Below are 24,021 nucleotides of genomic sequence, written 5' to 3' on the forward strand. Positions count from 1 at the left end.
CGCCTGCCTTGCCTTCAGCGCACAGGGCTTTCGGGCAGTTCTTTTAAAAACTGGCGAATGGCGGGCACTGAATGTCCGGTATCGATGTTGTGCCCCTGATCCCGAAAGGTAATCAGCTTCTTGAGGGGGAGTGGGGTTCCAGCCCGCTCCCAGAGCTGATGGGCGAAATGCCGGGGCATGAGGGTGTCTTTGTCTCCGTGCAAGACCAGCAACGGGGCTTTGATGGTGGGCATTTTTTCAATGGACTGCATTTGGCTGAAGGTCAGCTTGTGCAGCGGGGCCAGCCAGGCGGGCGCATAGTTTTCCACCTTGCGCTTGGCCACATCCGGGAAGCTGGTCATGGTGGATTCCAGTATTACCGCCTTGTTCCGCCCCACCCGGTGGGCCAATTCGGCGGTGACTGCCCCGCCCAGCGAAATGCCATGGAACACCTGCTCTTCGGCAGGAATGTGCTTATCCTGTTGTAAAAACTCGCTGGCCATAAAGGCGGATTGATACAGCCCCAATTCACTGGGCTTGCCGGGGGTGCTTCCGTAGCCAGGGTATTCATAGGCCATAAAGCCATACCCATCCTCAATTAGGGGATGGTAGCGCAAAATACTGACCAAGGAGGATTTGTTGCCCATGGCATGCAGGATGGTGGGCTTGCCCGCCCTGGGCGGAATAAACCATCCGTAGTTGCGGATATCCGGGTAATGAGAGGACTGAAAGGACACCTCTTCAATCTGGTTCAGCATCTCCTTTAAATGCGGATGCTGCTTTTTGACTTCAGGCAGCGATACTTTCAGATCCGGCATGTAGTGCCCGGCAAACAGATTTTTGTGTTCCAGGGCATGCAGGGCACGGGGCGGCAGGAGGCCAATCAGGCTGGTCATCAGGGTCTGGATCTGGCCAAGTACGGTTTGTGGGCCCTGATTCCCGTTTTTTTCCGGTTTTCCATCGTCGGGCGCCTCAGCCGGTTCTTCCTCTCGCCAGTTTAGCAAGCGACCCTGAAATCTGGGTGAAGTGGCGGCCAGTGCTTGCAGGCCGGGTTGATGACGCAGGGCGCTTTTGCTGGTGGATGCGTAAAGTACGGGCTTTAAGCCCGGCTGAATGGCAGGCATTGGTTTTCCTCCCCTAATGAAATGATTTGACGGCTTTCCCGGTGGGAAAAGCCATATTGACCCCAATCAATTAGAAACCCCTGAAATGGATATGACAATATCTGATTTTGATAGGTATTATTCAGCGGATTATAGCGCTTTTGTATCCGCTTGTCATAAAAAAAATTGGATTTTAAGAAAAAAGCGGAAATTAAAGTAAAGTTTTGTAACCGACTGCCGAATCCCTATCTATGGACGCTCTATGGACAGAGCCAGTGGCATACGGACTGCCTGCCAGGTAATGGGTGAGGAGGATATTTCTCCGCAACCCATGCCCCAACCACTCCCTCGTGGCCTGCAGGCCGAGTGGGACCGTTGTTCTGATCGTAGTTAGCGAGAAGGTGCAGAGTGAAGTTATGAGTCAACCGCATCCCGAGTCCAAGTGGCAGTCGTTTTCCTTGTCCCGTTTGCCGGAACTCAGTTCAACCCGGCAAGTGTCCGCGGAGCATTTTTTATCGCTCGGGAACCGACACTATAACGATTATTTAACGCGCAGTGCCAAACGCGATCTGGATGTGGCCATTACCAATTATCGGCAGGCCCTGGATATGAACCCGGCCCTGCCGGAAGCGCATGTGAAGCTGGCGGCGGCCCTGTGGGACCGGGGGGGCATTTCTCTGGAGTTGGCCATGGAATATTGCGACACCGGTTTGGCCCTGAATCCCGATTTTAGTGAAGCCCACCTGTTTAAAGGCTACTTCTTGCGGCAATCGGGTCGGTTGGAAGAGGCCATTTATCACTTCCGTCAGGCGGCCACCAAGGCGCAAAAGGGCCAAAGCCCGGCTCGGGCTCATCTGGCTCTGGGCAAAACCCTGATTCAAAAATCACAGTTCGCTTATGAAATGCCGCTCATCAGCCGAGCGATGCTTTGGGCTCAGGGATTTCAGCGGATGACCGTGGGGGCGCTCCAGTTACCTACCGATCAGGCTGCTTGCAGGGTCATACTGAAAGCCTTTACTGCCGATTTCCAGATTTTCGGGTTACTGGGCGGGGCCCGGCTCCTGAAAACCCTGGGTCTGGCGCCGCTGGCCGGCAGCCTCTACCAGTGGGCGACCCGCACCATGCCGCAGGAAGGCATCTTCTATCACCTGCTGGGGGATTTTCATGCCGAACGGGACAATCGGGATGGGGCCCTGTATTACTACACCCGGGCTCAGGAGCTGGAGCCGGACAATCTTGTCCTGCATAAAAAGCTGGGCCATGTGTACAACGCCTGCAACGACCGGGATAATGCCGTGCGTAGTCTGGAAAAAGTGGTGGAGGCCGAGGCTGCGGATTTTGATACCTATTACACCCTGGCCCAGGTCTACTGTGATCAGGCCCAGTACATGCGCTCTCTCTACTATTATAAAGAGTTGCTCAACCAGCAGCCGGACAACGCCTACGTGCATAGCAACATGGCCTATGTGCTGTTCAAGCTGAACGACTTTGACGGGGCCATTCAGGAGTATCAAACGGCCATCAAGCTGGGTAAGGATGCGGTTTGGACGGCCACGGTGGCCCAAACGCTGGGAACCATTCAGTATCAGGTCCGAGGCGATCTGGAAGCGGCGGTCAGTATGTTTCAGTTGGCCTCCCAGTTGGACCCCGCTGATCTGGAGTGCCTGAGCATGCTGGGTGATATCTACACGGAGCAAGGCAATTTTGAGGCCGCCATTGAGACTTATCGCTATATTTTGAGCGTGGCCCCGGACAATGCCGAATGCCACAACTACATGGGTTACCTGCTATGGCAAATGGATAAGAATGATGAGGCCATTGTGGCTTATAAGCAGGCCTTGGCCCTGAATCCGGACAACCCCATTGCCTATAACAATCTGGGGGTTATTTATCTGGATGAAAAATGTCAGTTGCCAATGGCATTGGAAATGTTCCAGACCGCCTTTGAGCAAAAGCCGGATTACACGCTGGCCTGCTTCAATGTGGCCCGGGTGTACGAGGCCATGGGCGAAACGGCTCTGGCGGCCAAGGGCTATGCCCAGGCACTGACCCTGAACGCCGACAATCAGGAAATGCAGTCTGCTGAAATTCAGGAGCGGCTGGACAACCTGTTTATGACCTAATTGAAAGCGTTTTGGACGAAAACTCGGTGACTGGCTGCTTGTCCAGGGTCAGACCCAACCGCATGGCTTGCAGCACCCCCGCCGCTTCCTCATAGGAGTGTACGGACCGGAGCAGCTGTCTACGAGCGGGTGGTAGGGCCTCAAACAGATTGGCAGTCATGGATAACACGCTTTGATTGCTTTCCACGGCCAACACGGGAACGCCTTGGCTGAGGGCGGCCAACACGGGCTGTCCGCCCAGGGCGTTGGCCGGTACCACCAGCGCCGAAAGGTCGTTGAGCGTCAAGTCCCCCGCTTGGGCTTGCGCAATGGGCCGCAGAGCGGGGGCTTGGGTCAGTCCGGTCAGCACACAGGGCAAAAAGGTGGGAGCAATAAATTCTGCGGCCGTGCGAGGGTCCAGCACTTCATCCAGCACGGGCTTGGCCTTTTCCCACACAAAAACGGGGGCATTGGCGCAGGGGATGCCCAGTTCGGCAACCACCAGATGCGACAGGATGCCTTCAATTCCCCCGATGGGGTCCACACCGCCGCCCTGGCGGTAGGTGCTTTCCAGCAATGCCTCATCCTCTTCCAGTTCCGGCAGTAGCATGCACAAGGCAATGGCGGTGGCCCCTTGCGCTTGCAGGCGTTGGCAAGCGTTCAGCAGTACGTCCGGGTTCCTTAAATAGCCGGAGGAACAGCCAGAAGCGGTCATCTCGCAGCCGGTGTGTATGGGCTCATCGGTCAGGATAAAACCCATAATGTCCACCCCGTAAACGCTTTTAACGGCGTTGATGGTGTTAATGTGCAATACACGCATGTCTTCGGGCATCCCCGCATCCAGCACCACCCCGATGCGCTGATGTTGTGCGGCTCGCAAGGCCCATTGCCCTCTCAGGAATTGATCCAGTCCGTAGCCCTCCACGTACAGGGCATTGGCTGGCAGTTTCTGAAAAACAGCGGCATTGGCCACGTTGGGATGGGTAAGCAGCACATCGCACACGCTGGCCAGCAGGTTTAAATAGGGGGTGGCGTCTCCGGCAAAGCCCCCTTGGGACGCGCCGATGCCTGTGGGGATAATCATCCCGGCCACAAAGGGCCGCTGTCGCATCGGGAGCATGTTAGCCTTCAGTGAATTGGCCTGCGTCCCGAACCACTCCGATGTAGGGCAGGTTTCGGTAGTAGCCCGCGTAATCCAGCCCATAGCCCACTAAAAACTGGTTGCCCACGGTAAAGCCGGAAAAATCGACCTGAACTTCATTCTGGCGGGCCTCTTTTTTGTCCAGCAACACGGCCAGCCGCAGGGATTGGGTGTGGTGTAAGGATTTCACGTAATCCATAAAGAAGTGCAGGGTCAGGCCGGTATCAATGATATCTTCCACAATCAAAACGTTTTCCCCGGAGAGAGAAGGCAGGGACAAATCCACGGGCTTTACGCTGCCGGAAGAGACCTGTCCGTTCCCGTAGCTGGCCAATCGCACAAACTCAATCTGGCAAGGGATTTTGATATGGCGGATGAGATCGGCCACAAACATAAAGGAGCCCTTCAGCACGGCCACGATGATCAACTTGTCGCAGCCTGCGTAGGTCTCGTTGATCTGCCCCGCCATCTCCTGAATCCGCTGCTGAATTTGCGCTTCACTGAAGTGGATATCCAGTTGTTCCGGCTTGTAAACGGTGGGCGAGGCGGCTTGGCTCATTCGGTGTCGGCTCCTGTGACTAATTCCTCAGTAAAAAACGATGGCTCCGGCAATAGGGCTTCCCGATCCGGGGCCTCTTCAATGACCCGCCACTCTTCGGGCGGCAGTAACCCTTTTTTCAGCTTGAGCAGGTGGGTGGGGGGGGTTTTATCCTTGATTTTCAGTTTTTGACTGATGCCCAATCCGGGCACCCAAAGCACTTCGTTGCCCAGGGCCAGCACTTTCAGCCCATTGCGGGTAAAGCGGGGCACGCTCCGGTTGATGAGAAACTTTTTCAGCTTGATGGGCGCTTCCATACCCATGGGGTGAAACTTGTCACCGGGCTTACGAGTGCGCAGCTCCAGTGGTTTGTCGGCAAATTCCGCCAGATTGACATACACTTGCTGGTTATCGTTGGGCCGGATGGGCGAAATACGAACCTTTTCAGGCTCCTGCCAGGGCTGGGCGTAAAACGTGCTGTCCAGTTCCGGCACTTGCAGGTGGCCGGGGATGGGTACCGCCACGGAGACATTGACCGGCTCTCGCTCCGGGTCGGCAATAATGCGCAAGCGATTCTTGTACAGGGCCATAAACCGGCTGCGACCACCTTCGGTATTTTCCAGTGATTTTAAGGCGGAATCCAGATTTTTGCGGCCATCGCCGCGGATAAAGGCCAAAATGTCCTCGATGCTTTCAAAATCAGCGTATAAATCCTGTTCTGCCAGAAAGCGTTTTAAAATGCGCCGCTGATAGGGCAGGCCCAGCTGATTGAAACGCAGGGTGGACAGATAGGGGCCAGCGTCATCTTGTCCGTACACTTCGCTCCAAACCGCCTGAATGCTGTCCTCGATGATCTGTAAATCCCCCTCGGTCACCAGACTGAGGCGGAACAGGGAGTTTTTGACTTGCGGAAACTGCTGCACGAGTTGAGGCAGCACTTGATTGCGAATTTTGTTGCGCTGAAACCGATTTTCCTGATTGGTGGGGTCGTTGAAGTAGGCCAGCTGCTTTTCCTGAGCGTACTCCAGCACTTTTTTACGGGCGGTATCCAGCAAGGGGCGTAAAACGGGAATGCTGCCAAGGCCCGGTGCGCTGTAGGTCAGGCGCTTGTGGATACCCGCCAGCCCATCAATGCCGGTGCCTCGCATAATGCGGAAGAGCAGGGTTTCGATCTGATCATCGGCGTGGTGGGCGGTTAAAACGGCATCGGCCTGTAAGTCTTTGGCCAACCGGGTCAGTTGCTCATAGCGGGCTTCCCGGGCCGCTTTTTCCGTTTTGGGAAGCGTTTTATCGGCCTGAATAATCACCAGCGGAATGCCGCATTTGAGACAATTTTGATGCACCAGAGGCAGTTCTTCCGGTGGGGTGCCTCGCCAGCCATGATTGAAATAGGCGGCGGTCACCTCTAGTGGGTATTTTTGCTGGAGTTCCGCCAGTAAAAACAGTAAGGCCGTGGAATCTGCCCCGCCGGAATAGGCCAGCACCACATGGGTACGTGGGGTGGATTGTAAAAACCCTTCCGCCTTCAGGTTATCAATAACGGAATCGAGAATTAAACTCATATCAGCGGTTTATGGGTACCTGTCGAACTCAAATATAAACGGGGACGGTCGGGTGTGGTGTCCCTGACGATTGGGCCTTTAATGGGGCCGTTAAAATGGCGCTTCGGGGCTTGGGGTGGGGAGATGGACCCAGTGCAGTCTACTTTTTCCAAGGATTCCCGATATGGTAAACTTTACTTCAAATCGGGCCTTTTCTCAAGCGAATCATCCCCAAAGGCATCGATGGTGTTGGAAAAAGCCCTGAGAACTGAAATCCTGAGAACCGGAACCCTGAGAACCGGACTCCGTGGGCTCAGGATACTGGCGGTCATTCCGCCAAAGATTGATTCAGTTGCATATTTGGAGGAGGTTTTGACCATGTTGACCCGTTGGCAGGTTTTCGGTTCAAACGGAAGCCGCTCAAAAGGAACCCAATTGGCCGCTTCGGTCATGGTAACGGCCTTGCTGGCGTCCGGTGCGTTGGCTGGACTGGAAGCGGCTCCGGCCATGGCGCGCACCCTGAACTTTATGCCGCAAACGTTTTCTCCCAATCTGGTGGCCGATGTGGCCGAGCTGGTGGCTCCCTCGGTGGTGAATATCGACATTGAGAAAAACGCCTCGGTCGTGGCCCCCAATTTGTCCGGCTTGCCCTTCAGCGATGACCTATTGCGCCGCTTTTTCGGGTTTGACGCAGGCAGCGGCAGCCCCTTTACCCCCTTTGGCGGGGGCGGGACACAATCTCAGGTCATCACCGGCAACGGCTCCGGGATGATTCTGAGCAAGGACGGCTATATCCTCACCAACAATCACGTGGTGTCCACGGCGGATAAAATGACAGTGACACTGAACGACGGACGTCAGTTCCCGGCCCGATTGATCGGTCGGGATGCGGTGTCCGATGTGGCGGTGATCAAGATTGACGCCCCCAATCTGGTGCCGGTGAGCTTGGGAACCTCCGATAAGCTGCGTCCCGGCGAGTGGGTGATTGCCATTGGCAGCCCCTTGGGCTTTGATCATACGGTGACCCTGGGCATCGTTAGCGCCCTGTCCCGGCGCGTCCCGGATCTGAATACCAACATGTCTTTTATCCAGACGGATGCGGCCATCAACCCCGGCAACTCCGGCGGCCCGCTTGTCAATCTCAAAGGGGAGGTCATCGGCATCAATACCGCCATCTCCGGCCGGGGGCAGAACATTGGCTTTGCCATCCCCGTGGATACGGTGAAGCCCATTGCCGACACCCTGATCGCCGGGAAGCAGGTCATTCGCCCGTGGGTGGGCATCTCCATGGTGGATTTGAACCCCGATTTGGCCAAGCACGTGGGCTTACCGCCGGAAACCCAAGGCGTGGTCATTGCTCAGGTCATGCAAAACTCCCCGGCCTACAAGGCGGGCCTCATGCAGGGCGATGTCATCCAGAAAATTGACGGCAAGCTGGCCACCAAGGCCGATGTGGTGCAGGAAAGCATTCGGCAGAAGCCCATTAGCACCAAAATTAATCTGGAGATTTTGCGCAACGGGCACCGTATTCAGGTGGGGGTTCTCAGTGAGCCGCTTCCCACCAATACGGACGAGGCTTTGGTTCCGGCTAAACTGCGAGTGAAGCCCTTGTATCCCGGCAAGCCATAGTTTTTCGACTCCGCTTGGCTCTGGAATCCGATTATTTTTCTGTATTTTCGCTCAGGAAGGTCCTGATTTCCCTTGGGCTGTGCCCTTGCCAGTGAATGCGATTGGCCACAATGGGGTGGTGATAGTCGCTTTTGGCGATGGAGCCGCCACCTTCCACTATTAAAATGGGCGGGGCCACAAACCACTTGAACACGGCCTTGGACATGCGGTCAAAAAACTTGTCCAGCCATTCTGCTTTTTGGGCGGGAGGCAATGGGTTTTGCTGCTCATAGTAAAACGGAGTGTTCAGTAGCTGGGCATGGCTCTGGTTCAGGGTTTCCAGCCGCCAGATCACTTCATCGGCAAATTCGTAGGGCATCAACTCCGCTTCGGCGGTGATTAGTTCGCCGGTGGTAGGATCTCGCTTGAGATCCGCCCCGGAGGGCTTCGTGATGACACTGAGTGGCAATACGTTTTTGGGCGTTTTGACCGTTTCTGGGCGGTGTTCGTTCAACCATCGGGCCAGGGCCCGCACTTTGGTCTTGCACACATCGCCAATGGGGGCCAAGGCCCCCGACATATCCCCGTTGACTGTGGCGTAGCCCATGTAAAACTCGGACTTATCGGAGGTGGCCACCGGCAGGGCCCGAAATTCGTTGCCCAGTTGGCGCAAAAGGGTGGCTCGGGAGATGGCCTGCACGTTGTCCGCGGCGTTGGAACGGGCATCCACAGCCCCCCAAATGCCTTCCACAGACGCTCGAATCGTACTCAGCTCTTGGGTAAAAGCCTCGGTGATCGTTCCAATGGGGATTTCAATCCAGGGACAGCCCAAATTTTTGGCGATGGTTTGGGTGTCCGAGCGGTTTTCATCCGGGGTAATGGCTGAGGGCATGCTGACGGTCAGTAAATTCTCCGGGCCCAGGGCATCGGCCACCAATACGGCTACCACGGCGGAATCTAGCCCACCAGAGAGGCCCAGGACGGCCTTTTGAAATCCGGTTTTGGCAAAGTAATCCCGAATCCCTTGCAGCAGGGACTGGTAAGTGCGGGCCAGATCGCTGGTGTCATTGGCTTGAAACGCAGGCGCAGCCGGTGAGGCCTCTGATGGCTGGCCCGGCAATGGGGCGATGTGGCCCTGACCTTTGAAGGGGTTGAGGATTAGCAGCTGCTCCTGAAAACTCTCCGCTCGGGCCAGTAGTTGGCCGTGGCCGTCATAGGCCCGACTGCCCCCGTCAAAGGACAGTTCATCCACGGTGCCCACCTGATTGACGTAAACCAGCGGCGTGCCATGCTTTTTGGCCACAAAACCGCACAACTGATGTCGCACAGACTCCTTGTGAGCGCGACTGGGCGAGGAGGACAGGTTGATCAAGACCTCCGGGCGTTGGGCCAGTAGGCCCGCAATGGGATTGTGCGGGTAGTGGGGATGTTCAAAAAATTCGGGATCGTTCCACAAATCTTCGCAGATAGAAACGGCGTAGCGGTGTCCGTGTACCGTGATCAGCCCGTGCCCGTCTTGTAAGGGGGGATGCAGGGTCACGTCCGTTAGCCATTCCGGGGCAATAGCCCCACTGACCGGTGAGGATTCAAACTGGCGATAATCCTCAAACTCGTTGTAGCCGGGAATCAGGCTTTTGCGAAAGATGGCCTGAATTTTTCCCTCGCCCAGTAAGGCGGCGGCGTTAAAGGCGGCCTTGCCAATGCGTTGTTCCGAGGGCTTGGGTAGGAGGGGCTCCACAAAACCCACCAAGGCATAGGTTTTTCCAGTGGCTTCGGCAATCCCCCTCAGCCATTTCAGGTTTTCCGCCACCAAAAACGGATGCCGCACAATGACATCCCGGGGGGGATAGCCCATCAGGGCCAATTCCGGGAAAATCACCAAATCTACCTGCTGTTGCTCAGCCAAGCGCAAGGCGGCTATGATTTTGCGGGCGTTTCCGGCCAAATCCCCGGGGGAGGGATTGATTTGGGCCAAGGCCAGGTTCCCCTGACCGTAGCCGGGGACAAACCCGGAAGGGATGCAGAGGGGGAGAGATTGGCTGTTCTGGGTCATGGACGGGAGTCCCCTATGAAAAGGCGGGCTTAGCGGCGTCCGTAGTCATCCTGACGACGCTCAATGTCATCTTCCCCAAAGTAGTCGCCCAGTTGTAGTTCAATAATCTCAACAGGGACGCTATTTTCCGCCGGGTTGGTAATGCGGTGCCAGTGGTGCAGGGGAATGTGAATATATTCGCCCGGGGAAAGCTGGATAATACGGTCTTCCAGGGTGACGGCTGGTTGCCCTGCAGTCACGAACCAGTGTTCCTCCCGCTTTTGGTGACGTTGCAGGCTCAGGCGGTTTCCGGGCTTGACGGCCAGTTGCTTCAGCTTGTAATCGGGCTCGTCCTTCAGCACCGTAAAGCTGCCCCAAGGACGTTCTTCGGTAATTTCGGCCAACGGGACCGGGGTGAGGTCATTGGCCCACCGGATCTCCAAGACCAAAGCCGGTTGCTCACCGGGATTGGAAAGGCTGATGGATTGCTGGTTGCTGAGGGTCAGGCGCTGGCCTTTATGCAGCGTTTTAGATTTTTGAGCGTGGCTATTCACTTGCAAGGTGCCGTTAACCACTATGAGATCAGCCTTGCTGAACGCTGCTTGGGGAGCTTCGGGCAGGCAGGCGCCCGGCATCAACTGAGACAGTCGCACCTGATAGGTGTCTGTGCCGTATAAAACTTCGGTGAGGACAGCGGTGGAGGAATGTGGGGAAGTCACGGACGTGGGGATCTTGCTTGCGGGTTGCTAAAGTTCTGCGATTATACCCCAGACCCCGGCCATGTGCAGTGGGTTTGGCCGTAATTTCTGAAAGCGGCGCTGGGTGGCATGCCCTGGCCTGCTCCTTGGGCATCAGCGGAATGCCAACTGAATAAAGGATTCAATGCCCGGCCAGAGGGGTTATAACCAAAGAAGCGGTCCTGTCCCGGTCAACCTTGAGTGAAGCCATGCGCCATATCCTGAACATTGTCCCTTCCCGGTCGGGTCGAAATCGATCCCGGGCTTGGCTTGCCTTGGCCTTGTTTTTAGTCTGTTCTTGGGGAACACAGGCCGGTTGGGCGGTGGAATATGGTTTTGCCCCGGTCAGTGGGCAATTAACCTCCCATTTTGGCTGGCGGGTAGATCCCCTGACCGGTTCCCAGCGCTTTCACGGGGGAATTGATCTGGCGGCGGCCAGCGGTACACCGGTCTATGCCCCGCAGGCCGGGCTGGTCATGTTCAGCGGCTATTACGGCGGCTATGGCAATGTGGTGGTGCTTAGTCACGGCAATTCCCTGTTTACCCTGTACGGTCACAATTCCCAGTTGTTGGTCAGACCGGGGGATGTGGTGTATCGGGGGCAGGTGATTTCCAAGGTGGGCTCCACAGGCCGTTCCACCGGGCCGCATTTGCATTTTGAGGTGCATCACAACGGGCAGTACGTAAATCCCGTGACCTACCTGAGTTATTTACAACCGGGCTCCGGGGCGCCTCTTATGGCACAGGCCCGCCCTTTACAAACGAGTAGGGTCGTCGCCTCAACGGCCGCCCAGCCCATGGATTCCGATAGCGGGGTGCAGACCCTGACGGTCAAGCATGTTAACCGTAAGTCTCACAGGAATTACACCACCGGGAAGTCCGTGGAGCTGGTGAGCGGTAACCGGGTACAAACGGTTCAGTTTTAAGGCGTTTCTGGCCGTACGTAGGCAATCCGGAGGTGGGGCTTGCATACCCCGATTGCATGATTTCTGCTATGATCGGCTATGCTTGGCTGAATTAATAATGTCAACGCGCATGCACTGGAATTATGCAATGGAATAAGGGATAGAGTTTAGCAGATGGCGGATTCGGGAAGACCGTTTCACCAGGAAACCTGGTTTGAGGTCGTATTTGTGGCAGCTTGCTTTGTGGCCGGCTATTTCCTGTTTAAATACCTGATGCCTGCCGTGGAGATGGATCCCAATGCCATTCAGGCGGTGTCCATGGCCAAGCTGTTTTCGGAAGGCCGCATTCTGGAAGCCTTTTCCCGTTTTAATTTGCCCCCGGTGTATCCCGCTTTAATGGCCCTGGTCATCAAGCTGAAGCGCACCACCGAATTGCCCCGGCTCATTGAGGGGTTTCACATCCTGAATCTGGTGCTGTACTTCCTGTCCACGGGGTTGGTCTACTTCTTTGTGCGTCGGCAAATTCCCAAGCCCTATACCTTTATTATTACGGCCTTGTACGTGGTGGCCCCCGCCACTTTGGGGATGGCCTGGGCCATTAACCCGCAAATGATTTACGTGGTTTTGTCTTTGGCCAGCCTGATTGCCATTGACATCAGCCTGAGCAAAGAGTCCGCCCTGGGGGGACAGCTGTCCCGGGGAGAGATTATTCTGTGCGGGACCCTGATGGGGCTCAGTATTTTGAGCTGGCAGGTGGGTTACACCCTGCTGTTTGCTTTTTTCTTTGTGACGGTGAAGCGGTTCGGGCTGAAAAAGAGCGCCACCATTTTGTCTGTCATTATCCTGTGTTTAAGTCCCTTTGTGGGACGAGACCTGTTTTACGTGGTGCGCAGCCCCCAGCCTTATGTAGGGCCTTCCACCACCATTGTGCAGAACATTGCCGAGCAAGGTTTTTTCCGTACTTTTGAGGCCTACGCCGATCGCATCATCCTCAATATTACCGATCACACGCTGGGCGATCTGAACCTGGCCTCCGTGGATCGGTTGGCGCAAACCCCCAGTGCCAGTGGGCCTGCCCGCATTGATGTGGAGAAAAAGCCCTGGGTTCGCTGGTTGATTGCCTTTGTGGCCATTGTGGGCGCTGTTTACGGATTGTACCAGTACACCGGCATTGGTACCCTGTACCTGTGTACCTATGTCATCACCGCTCTGGCCCTGCTGCCCAGTGCCGGGCTCAGTTTATCGCCGGTGATGCCCCTGTTGCTGTTTTACCTGTATTTTGGGCTTTTGCGGACGGGCCAGTGGTTCCAGCGTCTGGATATGCCCTTGCTGACCCGGGTGGCGGTGCCCATCCTGACCGGCTGGATTTTACTGGCCACCCTGACCAGTCATCTGGGCATGGCCCGGGGGCTGGGGAAAGCATCGTCGGTGGAAAAGTCCCGCAAGCCCAAAATTATGTACATGAGTACGGCCAAGGAACCCGAGAGCCGTCTGGAGGGCGCCCAAACCGTTAGCGCCCACCGGCGGGCCATGGACTGGCTGAAGGAGCATACTGAGCCCGGCGACAAGATTGCCACCCCCAAGCCCGGTGCTTTAAATCGTCTGAATGACGGGAGCGGAAGCGATGGCCCTGCCCAGGAGCAACTGACCAGCGAGTTGGGGCAGTATAACTATCTGGTGGAGGAGGGGGCCGCCAAGATTTCTCCAGCCCGCACGGTGGCCAGCAAGGGCTTGAAAATGGTTTACGAGGATGTGCCGGGTCGGATTCGTATCTGGCAGGTCAATCCCACCCGCTGAGTTTTGTCTGGGTTCAGCGGGGTTTGATCCGGTTTGCGAAGATGGGCGCTTTTCGCTTTAATAGGTAGCAGTAAAAGCGGCCCTCGTATTCTTACAGTCAGCCCGGTTGTTATGGCTCCTCAGGCTGGCGGAAACGGATGAAACCCATGAACTGCGACTCTCACCAGCATGCGACTCCTTTAATGGACTCCCCGTTGGGTTCCTGTGGAAAGCCCTGTGATCAGACCTGTGATGAGCCTTGTGCCGATAAACCGGCCCCCCCGGCCAAGTCTCGCTGGGCCCACTGGCTGAACGCCAGCCTGTTTAACACCCTGGATCTCTGCTTTGATGAGGTGTACGAGGAGCCTAAAAAGATTCTGATTGTGGGCGGTTGCCGCCAAATGGACTGGGCCCAGCACGTGGCCCTGTTGTTGCCTGCCGCTGAAATTCATCTGGTAGACCCCGATGAGGCCATGGTGAAGCGGGCGCAGGAAGAGATTTGCTGTCGCTTCAAGTTTGTGACCGCCTCCCTGGAACAGTTGCCCTACGAAACCAACCAGTTTGACCTGACGTTGGCCCATAACCTGTTGGCCTTGCCGCAGGCGGATTGGGAGCGCAGCGTGGCCGAGTTGTCCCGGGTGACCCGGTCTAACCTGATGGTGTCGATGCATCGTCCCCTGCTGTGGGCCATGGCGAATCGGGTCAGTGGTTTCGCCAACGCCGTTCAGGAGTTAGGGATTGAGGTGCCCGCCCAGCTGCCCGGCAGCAACGATTTTATCAGCCAGCTGAGTCGCCACGCCAAGATTAAAGCCAAGCTGGCCCCGTTTCCCTGGACGGTGTATATGACCGCCGTACGCCCCAAGTGGGATGAAAAGCTGACCCTGGCCTCATAAGCGGCTGTGCGGGAGCTGTTTTGTCAGCCCTCGATGCCATCTCGCCCTTTTTGTAAAGAAGTTTGAAGCGTTTGCTGTTAATCAGCAATTCTGTCCGATTGATTGTTTTTATTAAAGCATAGGGAGCGGTGGCTGAGTGGTTCAATACACAATCATCCATTGACTTCTCTATCACGGGAAGTTATTTGACGTTGGGCTGGAGTTTAAATGGGTATGCGGGGTTTATCAGCAGAGCATGACGCTTGTATTCAAGGCCAACTGGCGTGATTCCGTATGTTCTGACAAAAACCGATTTGGACGATGGCTTGCGGTTTAAAGACTTGAGGTTTAAGTAATGGTCGCCTTCCAGGGCCGGGTTCAACACCCACTGCTTTTGGAACCGTGACGGGCGGCACACTTGAAGTTTTGACATGGGATGGAGTGGTTCAATTTTGTTGAAGTAGATGAGTAATAGTAGGTAGTAGGAGGAAGTGGAAGCCGGGAGTATGGATTTTTCTCCAAAGAGGCGGCCCTCGGGTCGTTTCTCTCTCTCTCTCTCTCTTTCTCTTCTCTCTCTCCAATCAACAGGCAACGCAAGTTGCCTTTTTTTTTGAGTTTTTGGCAGCCTTACCTTTCTGTTTAAAGTCTGTTTAAAGGCGTCTTTCTTGACCGAGGTTTCAATTCTTTCCTGAGCGGTTGCGGGCCATTTGCTGGCGCTCACGCAATCGTTGCAGGATAGACTCCCCCAGTTCCTGCCGTAAGCGCTCCACATCGTCCTCAGCGGGCGCAGGCTGTCCCTTTTGGGCCAGCAGCCTCCGCAGCACCAAATGATCCAGATGGACACGGGCCGGGTGATTCCAGGTGGCGGCCCAAGGGCCCACTGGTATTTCGGACAGCGCCTCAAAGGCCGCTATTAGCTCAGTTTGTTCGGTGTGGGCGTATAAGTCGGGATCGGGTATCGGGAAGTGATCCAGATCGCAGCGGGCGAATTGCAAAACGCCTTCCCCCAAGCTGCCCCGACCCAGGTAGGCCAACAGGGAACAGCATATCGTGCTATTCAGCAGCGCGGCGATGAAGGCAGGGAGATGCCGGGCGGGCTTGTGCAGGGTCAGGCCGTAGAAGGTCTGATCCTCGATGAACGCGCCCTGGCACAGGGCAAAAAAGAAGCGCTGATCCACAAAGCGATTGCACAGAATATGGGCGGTGGGCAGGGGTTTTTGCACATACCAGGCGGGCTGGTTGTATCGAACGGATTTGACCTGCGGCCAAGGGACGGGCTGATTGCGTTTTTGACGGGGCGTTGCGCTTTGTTGCTCGCCCCACAGAACGTAGGCTAGAGCGCCCTGTTTGTCCATTCGCTCCAATTCCACCTTGCGGTAGGGGCAGCAAAATAAAAACTCCTTGAGATCCTCGGAACGCACCATTAGGCCCTTCAATTTTTTGCTGGAGCGCATGACCGGGATCAGGAACTCCGGTTCAATGCGCCATTGCGCCGCCTGTGCGTGGGAGAGGTAGAAGAATTGGTTAATGCCGGTTTTTAAGGGGTAGCGAATGGTGCCCACAGCGCTCAGCGGCTTCCATCGCTGATATTGCTGGTAAAGGGCCAGCAATGCTTGGGGACCCCTGAGGTACAGGTTACAGTGAATGGATTGCGGCCAGGGCTGGCTATTGCTGATGGCTTGCCGGTTTACGCCCTCCTGCACGGTTTCTGACTCAGCTGCCTGCCCACAAAGGGCTTGTACCTGGGTGGCCAAGGCCTGCCAATAGTCAGGCTGATTGGTGGAGGGCAACAATTGGCGCAAAGGCCGGTATAACCGAAGCCACTGACATTCCGGGACGTTGTCGGCATTGTTGCCGGGCTTTTCTTTTTTTTGCAGAATGACGATGACGGGGTGGATGGCCGCGTCCGGGAACCAGCGTTCACAGGCGGATTCAACCAGATACAGCCAATCAAAATGGTGCCACAGGAAATGGCGGAAATACTGCCCGAAGACCGAGTCCAGCCAGCTGTTGCTGACCACAAAGGCCAGCGTGCCCCGGGGTTTGAGCAGCCCGCAAGCGTGAATAAAGAACCATTGGTATAAATCCGCTTTTTGAGAGAATAATTTGTCCTGCTGGGGAAATTCCCTTAAATAAGCCTCAAATAAGCGTCGGTAATAAATTAACCGGTTCTTTTTGTCCTCTTGGGTTCCGCTCTTGTCTATTTCCGGGCGAATATAAGGTGGATTGCCAATGATTAAATCAAAATTTCCCAGGGTTTGCGGTGTCAAAGCCAAAAAATTGCCCGGCCGCAAGTCCAGTGTGACAGAGGGTAGCTTATGCACAGCAAGCTGGCTTTTTGCTATTTCCAGCGCTGCCGGGTTTTGCTCAATGCCCACGAGTTGTACATGGGGTGTATTCAAGCCCCGGGCTTGGGCAGCGGCTCGCTCTAAAAAAATGCCAGCACCGCAAGCGGGCTCTAGCAAGCGGGACGGGGAGGCCTGTTGCGTGGCCAGGGCCAGCATGAAATCGCATAAAGCGGAGGGTGTGTAGAACTCTCCTTGCGAAAGCCGAGCCTGCCTGTTTGTCAGGGTTGTTGTTATTTCTGATTTAACGGGCGGTTCCAATAAAGCCCCTCTTTTATCACTGAATTGCTGTGGATGACTACCAACGCTGTGGAAGATGCCTCTCTTTCTCTATTGTAGTGGAAGCGGTTCCTGTACGGGGATTGTGAGCGCGTATGCAAAAAATCCGCCCTGAAAAAGACGGATTTTTTACAAGCCTGAATTTTGAAAGATCAGGCGTTATACAGTTTGACCGGACGAGGGCCATTGCCGGGCCGCTCTGTGACTGAAATATCGCTGAAGGTGCTGTTCATTTGCTTTAGCACGGAGGTAATCACTGACTGCTTGTTGATTTCGGGCTCTTTTTTGGACAACACATCATAAATGTCATTGGCCGTAAAAGAACCACTTTTATTCAGGTATCCGCGAATGGCGTCCTGAATTTTGGCGGTCAGGGTGTTACTTTTATCCCGCTTGGGTTTGACCAGGGCCAGCTTTTTAGCGCCAGGAGCCTTGGGTTTGGGCCCGCGCTTCTTGGGTGTTTTTTCTGTGACAGCCTGTTTAATCAGGGTTTGACCCGGCTTTCTCCCTCTCTTTTTAGGCTGGATGATCTCGGGCTCACTCTGTAAACCCGTTTTACTCCGGCTGCTGGTTTTTTGCTCTTCCAGGCTAAAGGCGCGATAAAACGCCTTTAATTCATCAAGCGTGTCAAATGTAATTGGCATACTAGGTCCCTATCTAACATTTGGTTTAAAAGTCATTACGCAAAAAATAGGATAGAAAGCGTGGTTGAGAAAAGGAAAATATATCGTCTGATATATTAAGTAAATCATTAATTAAAAATTAGGTCAACTCTTTTCTCTGTGTCAGTGGGCGTGCTATTTTTTACGCTGGGTTGAGTGCGACTGGTTGACTGTAACTAACTGTTGTTCGTTTGCCGTCAAAAGTTTACAGTTAAGAATTGGATTGCGCAGTGGGTTTAGCCGCTACTTTATTTTAAGTGGCGAATCATGAAAAAAAATAACCCAAAAGCGGCAAATTTGCTCGACACTTGGGTTATTTTAAATCAAAGTATAAAAAAATTAAAAGTTAGCCTTCCATAATGTATGGAATCAGCGCTACCTGGCGAGATAATTTGATGGCGCTGGCCAGGTTGCGTTGATGATAAGCGCAGGTTCCGGTAATGCGACGGGGAAGAATTTTTCCACGGTCAGTCAGGTAACGACGCAGCTTTTGAGCATCTTTAAAGTCAATTAAAATTACTTTGTCTGCGCAGAAATTGCAGACTTTCTTCTTCCGGGGATCGGGCTTCATGGAATACGTTTATCCTTCCTTACTTCGTGTGGGGCAAATGAATGGTGTTTAACCTAAAACGGAATGTCATCTTCCGTCAAGAGATCTTCCGAGCTGAAGTGATTGCTGGAACCACTGACCGGAGCAGCAGCGCTGTAAGCCGGTTGCTGGGCGTTTCTGGACGCACCGGCCTCATAAGAACCACCGCCGCCTTCACCAGCAGCAGGAATAATGGCTTCCGGTTTGCCAGGCAGTTTGTCCACAGTGCTGGCTTCCACTTCAAACAGTTTTTTCTGGACGCCTTCCTGGGTCTGGAAACTGTTCATAATCAGTTTGCCATCCACCAGAATCGAGTCTCCCTTTTGCAAAACCGTGACCGCTTCGGCCAGATTCCGCCAGCAGGTAACCTTCACCAGAAAGGGCTCACTCGTCACAGCCTTTGCCCCTATGGCCGGATTTTCAACCTGAATGTTGAAACTGGTTACCGCAATATTATTGGGCGTAAACCGTTTTTCCGGTTCACTGACCAATGTGCCTGATAAGGTCGCTTTCGCAAAACTCACAATTGGGCGTCCTTCTTTTCCCTGTTAATACGGTTGATACTCTAGTCAGCCGAACGAGGAGCTACGGGACGACGAAACTCACGCTCGCCGCGCTCACCGCGTTGTTCCGGGCGATCCCGATCCTGAGGGCGTTCACGTCCGTAGATGCTGGCATCGGTAATATCCACATTGCTGCGGTTGACCAGGGTTAAACGCAAAATATCCTCGTTCAACTGGCAGGTGCGCTTGAGCGACAGCACGGAGGCTGGGTCCAGCTTCAGCAAATAGGTGGTGATAAAACCATCTTTGAACTTGTTGATTTCATAAGCCAAACGCTTACGGCCCAATTTGTCCTTTTTGACGACTTTGCCATTCAGGCTTTCAACGGCGTCTTCAATGACTTTCAAGACGTTGTCGGAGTTGTCAACGTCCAGGATGGGCTTGAGAATGACGAACGCTTCATAAGTGTTCATTGGTAAGAAAAAACCTCCGGGTCTGATACATCTCCACTGGAAGAAAAGAGTGAGGGAGAATACATATTGGTTTAACAAGCTAACACAAGGGAAATCAAATTTGAATAGTGAGCATAAAACACTCAGGAAGTCATATCAAAAGTACAAACCGTCTCACGGCCCCCAACGGGTGGATGGTGATTCAGGACGCATGGCCACCGGAGGCTTTGGATGGCGTACAATAAAACAGCGGAGACGGTAGTTCGTCGGTTCAGGTGTTCTGCTTGGCTCCACTGTTTTTACGTGCTTATTGCGGATTTAGCCGGAACGTTGTCCCAGGTGCGACTGATTATAATGAACATTCGAAACCGGATTTTGAAGGGTCTTAGGGGCTTTTGCCCCGGGTTGTCGCTCTTTTGCCTGATGGTTCTGGCTGGAATGGCCTCCGCAACGGTTTGGGCTCAGCCCGTCAGTTCTTCCGGGCCGCCAAGAATGGCCCCTTTGCCGATTCATGAGGTGGAAAACCAGCTTTATGGGCATACTTACATGAGCCAGCCCACCGTTGAACGGTTGAGCCGGATTGAGCGAACCCTGTTTGGAACCACCCAGCGGGGAAATATGGAGACCCGGATGTGGGCCATTGACGCCCGGGTACAGCAGAAAAAAGCGCAACAGGCCCTGGTGGCACAGGGCCCCTTGCTGGATTACCTGGAGTCCAAGCTGTTTCAGCGCACTTACCCCGAGTTGGCCATGGCAGACCGGCTTCGGCGTCTGGAGGTTCAGGTCTTTGGGCATGCCTTCGAGAATTATCCCTTGCCTGTTCGGATGAAAAAGCTGACTTACGCCATGCCGCTGGTGGCCAAGGAGATTCGACTTACCCAGGGTGGCCCGGAGGGGGATGTGGTGGTGGCCAGCACCCGCCGCAAGTCCAGAGTGGTTCCCCGAACATCGCAAAAGGTGGAGCTGGTCCAGTTGGACGCCACTTCGCCGGTTTCGTTTTCCAGCCCCATGGACCCTGCAGAGAATCTCAGCGTGGGGGATTATAGCCAGTCCATTTACCGGGATGGCCGCGGTTCTGCCTTGCGATGGGACAAGTTGCCCATTCAGATATACGTCAAAGGGAGCCCGGCTGAGGTTAGTGTAACCAATCAAGTTGTGCAGGCCTGGCAGCGATCGCTCTCCCTGCAAATGGTCAATAATTCTGCCGCCGCCGATGTGGTGGTGACCTGGGACAAAGGGACGTGGGCCCAAAACACCACGGGGTTACTCACCAGGCCTGTGGTACAGCTGGATCAACAGCGTGCCATTCGCACGGTGATCCTGATCAACCTGTTTCCGTTTGCTGGGCAGCCACCTGCGGTTCAACGCCGGGCCCTGAGCCACCAGCTGGGTCACGCCATGGGCTTATGGGGGCATAGCGAAGACCCGGACGATGTGATGTATCCGGCTTTCTCTCAGGAGTTGAATGACTTTCCCAGTAAATGGGCCTGGCGATCGGCACCCAACAAGATCCAACCCATTCCGCCGATGGAGGGACAGGAGGCTTATGCGCCGTCTCAGCGGGATATTAACACTCTGATTAAGATTTACGCCCAGCCTGCCAACAGTTTGAGCGATTACAGCCCTTATTAAACGCCGGTAAGAATCCCTTTAAACACCGGAGCCCTGAGGACTCCGGTTTGACGGTTTGTAGTGGTTTGCCCAGAAAGCGCCTGGCCTACTGGATGGTGGCGGGCACTCTGGGGCCAGCGCTCACCAAATGCTCCACGCCGTGGAATTTTTTGAAGTTTTCCACAAACATGTGGGCCAGCTTGGCGGCTGTCTGGTCATAGGCGGTTTTATCCGCCCATTGCCCACGGGCGTCCAGCACTTCGGCAGGTACACCCGGACAAGCCTTGGGCACCAGCACGTTGAAAACGGGATGGATTTCAAAGGTCTGCTGATCCAGACTACCGTTGAGGGCGGCGGTGACCATGGCCCGGGTGTGGGGGATGCTGACCCGCTTACCCAGGCCGTAAGGTCCGCCTTGCCAGCCGGTGTTAATCAGGTATACGCTGACCTGGTGCTGACGAATCCGCTCGGTCAGCATTTGAGCGTAGACGGCAGCCGGACGTGGCATAAAGGGCGCCCCGAAACAGGTGGAAAACGCCGCCACCGGCTCGGTGATGCCTTGTTCAGTGCCAGCCACTTTACTTGTGTAGCCGCTAATAAAATGGTATTGGGCCTGTTCTTCGGTGAGTTTGGAAACCGCCGGTAGAACGCCAAAGGCATCGGCGGTCAGGAAAATAATGGCGCTGGGGTGCCCGGCCACGCCTTTGGGATCGGCATTGTGGATAAAATCAATGGGGTAGGCCACCCGGCTGTTTTCGGTGTATCGGGCATCGTCGTACTCGAACTGGCGGGTGTTGGCGTCAAGCACGATATTTTCAGTGATGGCCCCAAAGCGGATGGCGTCCCAGATCTCCGGCTCATTCTCTCTGGAGAGGCGAATGGTCTTGGCATAGCAGCCGCCCTCAAAATTGAACAGGCCCTTGTCAGACCAGCCATGCTCGTCGTCCCCAATCAGGGTGCGTTCCGGGTCGGCGGAGAGGGTGGTTTTGCCCGTGCCGGACAGGCCAAAGAAGATGGCGGATTTACCGTCGTTGCCCACATTGACCGAGCAGTGCATGGGGAACACCTGCCGTTCCGGCATCAGGTAGTTCATCACGCTGAAAATGGATTTTTTCATTTCCCCGGCGTAGCGGGTACCGGCAATCAGCACCATCTTTTTTTCAAAGTTCACCAGAATGACCGCCTCGGAGTGGGTGCCTTCCGTAGCCGGGTCCAGCTCCAGCAAGGGGGCGCAAATCACGGTGAACTCCGGGGCAAAGCCTTCCAGTTGGCTGGGTTCAGGGCGCACGAACATTTGATGCACAAACAGGTTGTGAGAAGCCAACTCGTTGATAAAGCGGACTTTCAAGGCGTAATGGGGGTCAGCCCCGGCCAGCCCATCAAAGATAAACACGTTTTTGTCGCTGAAATAGGCCTGCATTTTTTTCAGCACGTTGTCAAAGACTTGGGGGGATGTGGAGACGTTCACTTTGCCCCAGTCGATTTCGTTGTGGATATCGGGGGTGTCCACAATAAAGCGATCGTTGGGCGCCCTGCCGGTAAATTTGCCGGTGTTGACCGAGAGCGCCCCCGTTTCCGACAAGAGTCCTTCACCATTGGCCAGCGCCAGCTCCACCAGTTTACTGACGGGCAGTTGATAAGCCTGACATCCTGTGGTTTGAATGCCTGTATAGCCAATGTAATCGGTCATGTGAGAACTCCTTTGAGCAAACCGTACCAGAGTTGATATTACCTTATACAAAACCGGAAACCAACTCTAACGTGCCCGTCAGGATTCTATTTAGCCCCGACCTTACGTGTTTTTCTTAAGGGCTCACTAACCCGGTATATTCAGCGTGGCCTCGTCCGCTTCTCGTTGGGACTGTATGGCTTTCAGGTTGGCTGTAAAAGCCCGACGCGCCAGGGTCAGGTTGATAGCCTCGGTGGCCGCGTCGGTTTGGGATGCCTCTTCTGGGCCTAGCACCATGGCGGCATTGGCCTCCACCACCATGCCCCGGACACCGCCCCGCCGCTCCGCGGTGGAATCAACCCGATCCGGACGAAACCCCACTGTGCTGCTATTGGCTATATTGTTGGCCACCGCTTGTAGCCGCAAGTCGGCATCTCGTAGCCCACTGAGGCTGGTATTGTAAGTGCCGCCGTAATTTCCACTGATGGCTGACAAATCCACATCTCCGGCTGAGTTCCCTAACACCTTTATCCCCCCATGGTTCTGGTTTTAAACAGCGACTAGCTGGTTGTTAAGGATTCTTATTATTTCAGCTCAGGCTTTCTTTTTTAGCGTTATGGTTTTTTATCGTCAGGCTTTTAATTGCTCCGGGACGTGGCCTTTGGCTTGAAGCCGATGACTGGAAGGGGTAAAGTAGCTCTATAGTCGTAATATCGGGAGGTTGACTGATGGATATTGAAGATCCACGCTGGGAAGAGTACGAAGCCCGCTTTCGGGCCTTGGCCGAAGCAGTGGGCGTGGCTAAAGGGCCACAGCCGGAACTGGCCTCCGCGGAGATGATGTTATTCCTGTACGGGGAAAACGGACTTGCTCCCGAACAGGAATTTGACATGCTGGCCAAACTGGAGGTCAAAGCCGCTGACTTGAAGGGCACCGAGATGCAAACAGCCTATTGGGAAGATATTGTGCTGTATTTGCCGGACCCCTCCTGAGCGGACGGTGTTACACCCAGGGCTTGGGAAGGCTTGCTTACTGGTTTGATTTGAAGGTGTTTCCGCCCAGCGAGTTGTACAAGTCTTGCCCGACCAAAGTCACTAAAATTTCTTCAGCCTCCTGAGTGCCGGTGTTTAAGGCGGTGGTAGCGATGCGGGCCATTTCTTTCATATTGGGCGGTTGATCCAGTTGGTGGCATACCACCCCATAAATCTGGAGCAGCCCGAAGGTGTCGCCCAGTTTAAAGCCTACCAGCCCCAGTCCTTCCGGGCTTAGGGTATAGAAGTTCCCCGTGGCTTTGTGTAAAACCGGATCTGTGTCGTACCAGCGCCGTTTTTCCTCGCCATACCGATACAGGGCGTTGAGCCCCTGCTGGCCAATGGAGTTGACGGCCAGATTGCGCTTATCCCGTTCGTTGATTTCTTTTCGTACTTTCTCGCCAAAGTTAATCAGCACCCGGGCGCAAAATTCCCGGATTTCGGGCTGGGGGATCTCCCGGATTTGTTCCAGAAGCCGGGGACAGGAGGCTTCTTGATCGTACCAGCGTCGATTCATAGATTCCTTTACATGTTTTGGCATTGGCC

General features: G+C 54.8%; 22 protein-coding genes. 7 read left to right on the forward strand and 15 right to left on the reverse strand.

Features of this window, described 5'->3' with window-relative positions:
- Positions 1 to 14 precede the first annotated feature (14 nt).
- Positions 15 to 1,103 (reverse strand): alpha/beta hydrolase, encoded by a 1,089-nt coding sequence (locus DF283_RS06635; RefSeq protein ID WP_303673951.1) that lies wholly within the window; start codon positions 1,101 to 1,103, stop codon positions 15 to 17.
- Positions 1,104 to 1,498: 395 nt separating this feature from the next.
- Here DF283_RS06635 and DF283_RS06640 point away from each other — a divergent pair, with 395 nt between their 5' ends.
- On the forward strand, positions 1,499 to 3,205 hold the full coding sequence (locus tag DF283_RS06640) for a tetratricopeptide repeat protein (protein WP_303673952.1): 1,707 nt from the start codon (positions 1,499 to 1,501) through the stop codon (positions 3,203 to 3,205).
- On the opposite strand, the gene DF283_RS06645 is transcribed toward DF283_RS06640, so the two are convergent.
- The 3 genes from DF283_RS06645 to tilS are packed head-to-tail and all read right to left on the reverse strand — an operon-like array spanning position 3,195 to position 6,425.
- Positions 3,195 to 4,295, reverse strand: a complete 1,101-nt coding sequence (locus DF283_RS06645; RefSeq protein WP_303673953.1) for a DUF3326 domain-containing protein — start codon at positions 4,293 to 4,295, stop codon at positions 3,195 to 3,197. The genes DF283_RS06640 and DF283_RS06645 overlap by 11 nt on opposite strands.
- A gap of 10 nt (positions 4,296 to 4,305) precedes the next feature.
- A complete protein-coding gene (hpt, locus tag DF283_RS06650; RefSeq protein ID WP_303673954.1) occupies positions 4,306 to 4,884 on the reverse strand; it encodes a hypoxanthine phosphoribosyltransferase in 579 nt (192 codons plus the stop codon).
- Positions 4,881 to 6,425, reverse strand: coding sequence for a tRNA lysidine(34) synthetase TilS (gene tilS, locus DF283_RS06655; protein ID WP_303673955.1), 1,545 nt, complete (start codon positions 6,423 to 6,425; stop codon positions 4,881 to 4,883). Before tilS ends, hpt begins: the two co-directional genes overlap by 4 nt.
- Positions 6,426 to 6,782: 357 nt before the next feature.
- On the opposite strand from tilS, the gene DF283_RS06660 reads away from it, so the two are divergent.
- Positions 6,783 to 8,033, forward strand: coding sequence for a trypsin-like peptidase domain-containing protein (locus tag DF283_RS06660; protein WP_303673956.1), 1,251 nt, complete (start codon positions 6,783 to 6,785; stop codon positions 8,031 to 8,033).
- Positions 8,034 to 8,064: 31 nt separating this feature from the next.
- Here the strand turns inward: DF283_RS06660 and nadE are convergent, their stop codons facing one another.
- Positions 8,065 to 10,065 carry an NAD(+) synthase gene (gene nadE, locus DF283_RS06665; RefSeq protein WP_303673957.1) on the reverse strand — a complete coding sequence of 667 codons (2,001 nt, stop codon included), beginning with the start codon at positions 10,063 to 10,065 and terminating at the stop codon, positions 8,065 to 8,067.
- Positions 10,066 to 10,094: 29 nt separating this feature from the next.
- On the reverse strand, positions 10,095 to 10,763 hold the full coding sequence (locus DF283_RS06670; RefSeq protein WP_303673958.1) for a phosphomannose isomerase type II C-terminal cupin domain: 669 nt from the start codon (positions 10,761 to 10,763) through the stop codon (positions 10,095 to 10,097).
- 227 nt (positions 10,764 to 10,990) lie between these two features.
- Here DF283_RS06670 and DF283_RS06675 point away from each other — a divergent pair, with 227 nt between their 5' ends.
- From DF283_RS06675 to DF283_RS06685, 3 genes are all read left to right on the forward strand, one after another.
- Positions 10,991 to 11,707 carry a M23 family metallopeptidase gene (locus DF283_RS06675; RefSeq protein ID WP_303673959.1) on the forward strand — a complete coding sequence of 239 codons (717 nt, stop codon included), beginning with the start codon at positions 10,991 to 10,993 and terminating at the stop codon, positions 11,705 to 11,707.
- 153 nt (positions 11,708 to 11,860) lie between these two features.
- Positions 11,861 to 13,483: a hypothetical protein gene (locus DF283_RS06680; protein WP_303673960.1), complete on the forward strand. Its 1,623-nt coding sequence runs from the start codon at positions 11,861 to 11,863 to the stop codon at positions 13,481 to 13,483.
- Between the two features lie 146 nt (positions 13,484 to 13,629).
- A complete protein-coding gene (locus DF283_RS06685; protein ID WP_303673961.1) occupies positions 13,630 to 14,355 on the forward strand; it encodes a class I SAM-dependent methyltransferase in 726 nt (241 codons plus the stop codon).
- Positions 14,356 to 14,536: 181 nt separating this feature from the next.
- On the opposite strand, the gene DF283_RS06690 is transcribed toward DF283_RS06685, so the two are convergent.
- The 6 genes from DF283_RS06690 to rpsF all read right to left on the reverse strand — a co-directional run bounded on the left by DF283_RS06690 (position 14,537) and on the right by rpsF (position 19,185).
- Complete coding sequence (locus DF283_RS06690; RefSeq protein ID WP_303673962.1) at positions 14,537 to 15,055, reverse strand: hypothetical protein; 519 nt, start codon at positions 15,053 to 15,055, stop codon at positions 14,537 to 14,539.
- A complete protein-coding gene (locus DF283_RS06695) occupies positions 15,012 to 16,940 on the reverse strand; it encodes an HsdM family class I SAM-dependent methyltransferase (RefSeq protein ID WP_303673963.1) in 1,929 nt (642 codons plus the stop codon). Before DF283_RS06695 ends, DF283_RS06690 begins: the two co-directional genes overlap by 44 nt.
- A gap of 170 nt (positions 16,941 to 17,110) precedes the next feature.
- A complete protein-coding gene (locus DF283_RS06700) occupies positions 17,111 to 17,602 on the reverse strand; it encodes a hypothetical protein (RefSeq protein WP_303673964.1) in 492 nt (163 codons plus the stop codon).
- 364 nt (positions 17,603 to 17,966) lie between these two features.
- A complete protein-coding gene (rpsR, locus tag DF283_RS06705; RefSeq protein ID WP_303673965.1) occupies positions 17,967 to 18,191 on the reverse strand; it encodes a 30S ribosomal protein S18 in 225 nt (74 codons plus the stop codon).
- A 53-nt stretch (positions 18,192 to 18,244) separates the two neighbouring features.
- Positions 18,245 to 18,733 carry a single-stranded DNA-binding protein gene (gene ssb, locus DF283_RS06710; protein WP_303673966.1) on the reverse strand — a complete coding sequence of 163 codons (489 nt, stop codon included), beginning with the start codon at positions 18,731 to 18,733 and terminating at the stop codon, positions 18,245 to 18,247.
- A 41-nt stretch (positions 18,734 to 18,774) separates the two neighbouring features.
- Positions 18,775 to 19,185, reverse strand: a complete 411-nt coding sequence (gene rpsF / locus DF283_RS06715; protein WP_303673967.1) for a 30S ribosomal protein S6 — start codon at positions 19,183 to 19,185, stop codon at positions 18,775 to 18,777.
- A 480-nt stretch (positions 19,186 to 19,665) separates the two neighbouring features.
- On the opposite strand from rpsF, the gene DF283_RS06720 reads away from it, so the two are divergent.
- Complete coding sequence (locus DF283_RS06720) at positions 19,666 to 20,796, forward strand: zinc metalloprotease (protein ID WP_303673968.1); 1,131 nt, start codon at positions 19,666 to 19,668, stop codon at positions 20,794 to 20,796.
- A gap of 85 nt (positions 20,797 to 20,881) precedes the next feature.
- Here the strand turns inward: DF283_RS06720 and pckA are convergent, their stop codons facing one another.
- Both pckA and DF283_RS06730 read right to left on the reverse strand, forming a co-directional pair.
- Positions 20,882 to 22,465, reverse strand: coding sequence for a phosphoenolpyruvate carboxykinase (ATP) (pckA, locus tag DF283_RS06725; RefSeq protein WP_303673969.1), 1,584 nt, complete (start codon positions 22,463 to 22,465; stop codon positions 20,882 to 20,884).
- Between the two features lie 126 nt (positions 22,466 to 22,591).
- A complete protein-coding gene (locus DF283_RS06730) occupies positions 22,592 to 22,969 on the reverse strand; it encodes a flagellar basal body protein (protein ID WP_303673970.1) in 378 nt (125 codons plus the stop codon).
- A gap of 203 nt (positions 22,970 to 23,172) precedes the next feature.
- On the opposite strand from DF283_RS06730, the gene DF283_RS06735 reads away from it, so the two are divergent.
- Entirely contained in the window at positions 23,173 to 23,436 is a 264-nt protein-coding gene (locus DF283_RS06735) for a hypothetical protein (protein ID WP_303673971.1), read from the forward strand.
- A 37-nt stretch (positions 23,437 to 23,473) separates the two neighbouring features.
- On the opposite strand, the gene DF283_RS06740 is transcribed toward DF283_RS06735, so the two are convergent.
- Complete coding sequence (locus DF283_RS06740) at positions 23,474 to 24,016, reverse strand: hypothetical protein (protein ID WP_303673972.1); 543 nt, start codon at positions 24,014 to 24,016, stop codon at positions 23,474 to 23,476.
- Between the last annotated feature and the right edge of the window lie 5 nt (positions 24,017 to 24,021).

Origin of the sequence: Vampirovibrio chlorellavorus, from assembly GCF_003149375.1 — a bacterium.
In the GTDB taxonomy this organism is placed as follows: Bacteria; Cyanobacteriota; Vampirovibrionia; order Vampirovibrionales; family Vampirovibrionaceae; genus Vampirovibrio; species Vampirovibrio chlorellavorus_B.

Coding starts and splice junctions, on each gene's coding strand:
- DF283_RS06635 (WP_303673951.1), bottom strand. CDS start 1,103: ATGCCTGCCATTCAGCCGGGCTTAAAGCCCGTACTTTACGCATCCACC.
- DF283_RS06640 (WP_303673952.1), top strand. CDS start 1,499: ATGAGTCAACCGCATCCCGAGTCCAAGTGGCAGTCGTTTTCCTTGTCC.
- DF283_RS06645 (WP_303673953.1), bottom strand. CDS start 4,295: ATGCGACAGCGGCCCTTTGTGGCCGGGATGATTATCCCCACAGGCATC.
- hpt (WP_303673954.1), bottom strand. CDS start 4,884: ATGAGCCAAGCCGCCTCGCCCACCGTTTACAAGCCGGAACAACTGGAT.
- tilS (WP_303673955.1), bottom strand. CDS start 6,425: ATGAGTTTAATTCTCGATTCCGTTATTGATAACCTGAAGGCGGAAGGG.
- DF283_RS06660 (WP_303673956.1), top strand. CDS start 6,783: ATGTTGACCCGTTGGCAGGTTTTCGGTTCAAACGGAAGCCGCTCAAAA.
- nadE (WP_303673957.1), bottom strand. CDS start 10,065: ATGACCCAGAACAGCCAATCTCTCCCCCTCTGCATCCCTTCCGGGTTT.
- DF283_RS06675 (WP_303673959.1), top strand. CDS start 10,991: ATGCGCCATATCCTGAACATTGTCCCTTCCCGGTCGGGTCGAAATCGA.
- DF283_RS06680 (WP_303673960.1), top strand. CDS start 11,861: ATGGCGGATTCGGGAAGACCGTTTCACCAGGAAACCTGGTTTGAGGTC.
- DF283_RS06685 (WP_303673961.1), top strand. CDS start 13,630: ATGAACTGCGACTCTCACCAGCATGCGACTCCTTTAATGGACTCCCCG.
- DF283_RS06700 (WP_303673964.1), bottom strand. CDS start 17,602: ATGCCAATTACATTTGACACGCTTGATGAATTAAAGGCGTTTTATCGC.
- rpsR (WP_303673965.1), bottom strand. CDS start 18,191: ATGAAGCCCGATCCCCGGAAGAAGAAAGTCTGCAATTTCTGCGCAGAC.
- rpsF (WP_303673967.1), bottom strand. CDS start 19,185: ATGAACACTTATGAAGCGTTCGTCATTCTCAAGCCCATCCTGGACGTT.
- pckA (WP_303673969.1), bottom strand. CDS start 22,465: ATGACCGATTACATTGGCTATACAGGCATTCAAACCACAGGATGTCAG.
- DF283_RS06735 (WP_303673971.1), top strand. CDS start 23,173: ATGGATATTGAAGATCCACGCTGGGAAGAGTACGAAGCCCGCTTTCGG.
- DF283_RS06740 (WP_303673972.1), bottom strand. CDS start 24,016: ATGCCAAAACATGTAAAGGAATCTATGAATCGACGCTGGTACGATCAA.